The sequence below is a fragment of the Streptomyces sp. NPDC059456 genome, assembly GCF_042750055.1.
GTDB lineage: Bacteria > Actinomycetota > Actinomycetes > Streptomycetales > Streptomycetaceae > Streptomyces.
The window spans coordinates 1-3,406 of record NZ_JBHYVA010000819.1; the positions used below are offsets into that span (position 1 = coordinate 1).

Genomic DNA, 3,406 nt, shown 5'->3' on the forward strand with positions numbered 1-3,406 from the left:
GCGCCCGCGCCCCCCCACCCCCGCCCACACCCCCCCCGCGCGCCCCCCCCCCCCCCCCCCGCCCCCGCCCCCCGCCCGCCCCCCCCCCCCCCCCCCCCCCCCCACCCCCCCCCCCCCTCGACCGTGATGTTGCCGCGGGTCGCCTTGGAGTACGGGCAGACCTGGTGGGCCTTCTCGATCAGGTCCTTGGCGGTGGCGGCGTCCACGTTCGGGATCACGGCGGAGATCTTGACGATGATGCCGAAGCCCTCGTCGTTCTTGCCGATGCCGACCTCGGCGGTGACGGTGGCACCGGAGACGTCGGCGTTCTCGTTGCGGGCGACGACACCGAGGGCGCCCTGGAAGCAGGCGCTGTAACCGGCGGCGAACAGCTGCTCCGGGTTGGTGCCGGCGCCGCTGCCGCCCATCTCCTTCGGCGGGTTCACGACGACGTCGAGCTGACCGTCGTTGGTGGCCACACGGCCGTCACGGCCGTTCTCGGCGGTGGCGACAGCGGTGTAGACGACGTCGGACTGCTGGATGGACATGTGAAGAGATCCTCCTGGTAGTCGCCGTGACTCGCGCCCACGATCACGACGGTGTGCAGTGAGCCTAACCGGTGAAGGAAACGATCATCTTTCCGGTGTTCTCACCGCGCAGCATGCCGAGGAAGGCCTCGGTCGCGTTCTCCACGCCCTCGACCACCGTCTCGTCGGCCACGAGCTCACCGGAGCGCAGCCATCCGGCGACGTCCTGGACGAACTGCGGCTGGAGCCCGGCGTGGTCGCCGACCAGCACGCCCTGCAGGCGCAGCCGCTTGCCGATGACCAGGGCCAGGTTGCGCGGGCCGGGGGTCGGCTCCGTGGCGTTGTACTGGGCGATCGCCCCGCACAGGGTGGCGCGGCCGTGCACGTTCAGGGAGGAGATGGCGGCCTCCAGGTGGTCGCCGCCGACGTTGTCGAAGTAGACGTCGATGCCCTCGGGGGCGGCTTCCTTCAGCTGCTCGCCGACGGGGCCGTTCTTGTAGTTGAAGGCGGCGTCGAAGCCGTACTTCTCCGTGAGGAGCGTCACCTTCTCGTCCGAGCCGGCGGAGCCGATCACCCGGGAGGCGCCCTTGATCTTCGCGAACTGGCCGACGAGGCTGCCGACCGCGCCCGCCGCGCCGGAGACGAAGACGGAGTCGCCCTCCTTGAAGGAGGCCACCTCGAAGAGGCCGGCGTAGGCGGTCAGGCCCGGCATGCCGAGCACGCCGAGGTAGGCGGAGAGCGGCGCGAGCGAGGCGTCGACCTTGGTGGCGTGCTTGGCGTCCAGGTCGGCGTACTCGCGCCAGCCCAGGCCGTGCAGGACGTGGTCGCCGACCTCGAAGCCCTCGGCGGCGGAGGCCACGATCTCGCCGACCGCGCCGCCGTCCATCGGCTTGTCCAGCTGGAACGGCGGGATGTAGGACTTCACGTCGTTCATCCGGCCGCGCATGTAGGGGTCCACGGACATGTGGAGGTTGCGCACCAGGATCCGGCCCGGAGCCGGAGCCGCGACCTCGACCTCGCGCAGGGCGAAGTCCTCGGCCACGGGCCAGCCCTGCGGACGGCGGACGAGGTGCCACTCGCGGCTGACGGCGGGGATCTGAGACATGGGTGCTCCCGAATCGAGGGTGCCGGCACCGGGGCGCCGGCGAATACTTCAGCAGGTGAAACAACCATGCGCCTGGATATTTCATGTTGTCAAGTAAATGGGTACGCTGGATGCATGCCCAGTCGTCGCGCAGATCCCCTGACCCTTGAGGTTGTCGAGCTCATCGGCTCCGTCGTGGCCCGCTACCACGAGGAGTACGAGCACGCGGCAGCCAGCCACCAGCTCACCGGCGCCCAGGCCCGGGTGCTGAACCTGCTGTCCCTGGAGCCGATGCCGATGCGCCGGATCGCGCAGCAGCTGAAGTGCGAGCCCTCGAACATCACGGGCATCGTGGACCGGCTGGAGTCGCGCGGCCTGGTCGAGCGCAGGCCGGACCCGGCGGACCGCCGGGTGAAGCTGGCCGCCCCGACGGAGGAGGGCCTGCAGACCGCGGACCGGCTGCGCGAGTCCCTGGACTTCGCGCGCGAACCGCTGGCCGGGCTGTCCACGGCCGAGCGGGCGGTCCTGCGGGACCTGCTCAAGCGGATGCTGGGCTGACGCCCCACGGCGCCCCGGTCCCCGCCCCCGGCGGGAGGTCCGTCAGCAGAAGATCCAGAGGATGCAGCCCTTGGTCGGCGTCGGGCTCGGGCTCGGCACCGGCGGGGGCGGGGGCTGCGCCGTCCCGGAAGGGCTCGGCGAGGCAGACCCCGACTGCCCCGGCTTTACGGACGGCCCCGGCCCGGTGGCGCCCTTCGTCGGCCCCGTCCGGCCCGGCGCGGAGGCGGACCCCGACGGACCCGGCTCCGTCGGCTCCCCGGTGGCCGCCCCGGGCCCGGCCGACTTCGTCCCGCCCGCGCCGGCCTTCGCGGCCCCGGAGGCCTTCACCGGCTTCAGCGCCGAAGGCGCGGCGGGAGTCCCGCGGCCGCTCGGCAGCGGGGCCGGGTCCTGCGGGCCGTTCCCGTCGGTGAGCACGACCTCGGCCGCCCGGTCGGTCTTCTGCCCCTCGGTGACGATCCGGGCCAGCGCGACCGTGCCGCCGGCGGCGAGCGCCAGTCCGAGGCCGATGGTCAGCAGGGTCCGCCGGCGCCGCCGGTGCGTGGCACGGCGCCGTGCGCCGGACCGGCCGTGGTGGTCGCCGGCCAGCACGACGATCGAGTCCGCGAACGGATCTGCGGCCTCCGGCCCGGCGGAACCGTACGGAACGGAGCCGTACGGAGCCGAGCCGTACGGGGCGGCGGGCACGGCGGGGCCCCCGGGCGCGACGGGCGGCAGGTACTCGACCGGGGTTCCGCACCCGGCGCAGGCCAGGGCGCCGTTGAGGTGCCTCCGGCACGCGTGGCAGTAGTCCATGACGTCCGCACGCTACGTGGTTCCCCGCAACATCCATGTCGCGGGTTCGTGGAGGTCCTGTGTGGAATCGTGGGTTCCATGACTGCGTCCACACCCCCGGGGCCCTTCGGTCCGGCCGACTTCCAGCTGGTGCTGCTGCGCCGTATGGCGGACTTCCGGCCGGACCTCGCCGAGGCGGCGCGGCAGCGGCTGGGCGCCTCGCTCGCCGAGCAGCGGGCGGCGAACAAGCGGTGGCAGGCGATGGTCCGCACCCGGACGCGCTCGCGCGGTGCGCTGGCCCGCTACCGCTCGGTGCTCGGGCCGCCGGAGTCGTCGGCGGCGCGCACGATCGGCGATCTGGAGTGCGAGGCCCTGCTGTGGCCGGTGCCGCTCTGGCCCGACCTGCGCTTCGAGGTGCTGGCCGCGCCGGACGGGGCGGTGTGGAACGAGTGGCTGGTGCGGGCCCCGGGCGCGCGGGGGCCCGTAC

At 73.5% G+C, this 3,406-nt stretch carries 3 protein-coding genes and 2 pseudogenes; 2 read left to right on the forward strand and 3 right to left on the reverse strand.

Annotation, left to right across the window (positions count from 1 at the left end; all coding sequences use genetic code 11):
- Nucleotides 1–119: 119 nt before the first annotated feature.
- Nucleotides 120–527, reverse strand: a pseudogene (locus ACFXA3_RS39010) (organic hydroperoxide resistance protein); the annotation flags it as partial.
- Nucleotides 528–591: 64 nt separating this feature from the next.
- Nucleotides 592–1,611 carry an NADP-dependent oxidoreductase gene (locus tag ACFXA3_RS39015; RefSeq protein WP_054222899.1) on the reverse strand — a complete coding sequence of 340 codons (1,020 nt, stop codon included), beginning with the start codon at nt 1,609–1,611 and terminating at the stop codon, nt 592–594.
- 114 nt (nt 1,612–1,725) lie between these two features.
- Here ACFXA3_RS39015 and ACFXA3_RS39020 point away from each other — a divergent pair, with 114 nt between their 5' ends.
- Nucleotides 1,726–2,148: a MarR family winged helix-turn-helix transcriptional regulator gene (locus ACFXA3_RS39020; RefSeq protein ID WP_054222898.1), complete on the forward strand. Its 423-nt coding sequence runs from the start codon at nt 1,726–1,728 to the stop codon at nt 2,146–2,148.
- Between the two features lie 42 nt (nt 2,149–2,190).
- On the opposite strand, the gene ACFXA3_RS39025 is transcribed toward ACFXA3_RS39020, so the two are convergent.
- Nucleotides 2,191–2,940, reverse strand: coding sequence for a hypothetical protein (locus ACFXA3_RS39025; RefSeq protein ID WP_385195556.1), 750 nt, complete (start codon nt 2,938–2,940; stop codon nt 2,191–2,193).
- 78 nt (nt 2,941–3,018) lie between these two features.
- Here ACFXA3_RS39025 and ACFXA3_RS39030 point away from each other — a divergent pair.
- Nucleotides 3,019–3,406 (forward strand): annotated as a pseudogene (locus ACFXA3_RS39030) (hypothetical protein); the annotation flags it as partial.

What these genes read in the sequence shown, in the direction of transcription:
- ACFXA3_RS39025 (WP_385195556.1), bottom strand. Translation starts at nt 2,940, where the DNA reads ATGGACTACTGCCACGCGTGCCGGAGGCACCTCAACGGCGCCCTGGCC.
- ACFXA3_RS39020 (WP_054222898.1), top strand. Translation starts at nt 1,726, where the DNA reads ATGCCCAGTCGTCGCGCAGATCCCCTGACCCTTGAGGTTGTCGAGCTC.
- ACFXA3_RS39015 (WP_054222899.1), bottom strand. Translation starts at nt 1,611, where the DNA reads ATGTCTCAGATCCCCGCCGTCAGCCGCGAGTGGCACCTCGTCCGCCGT.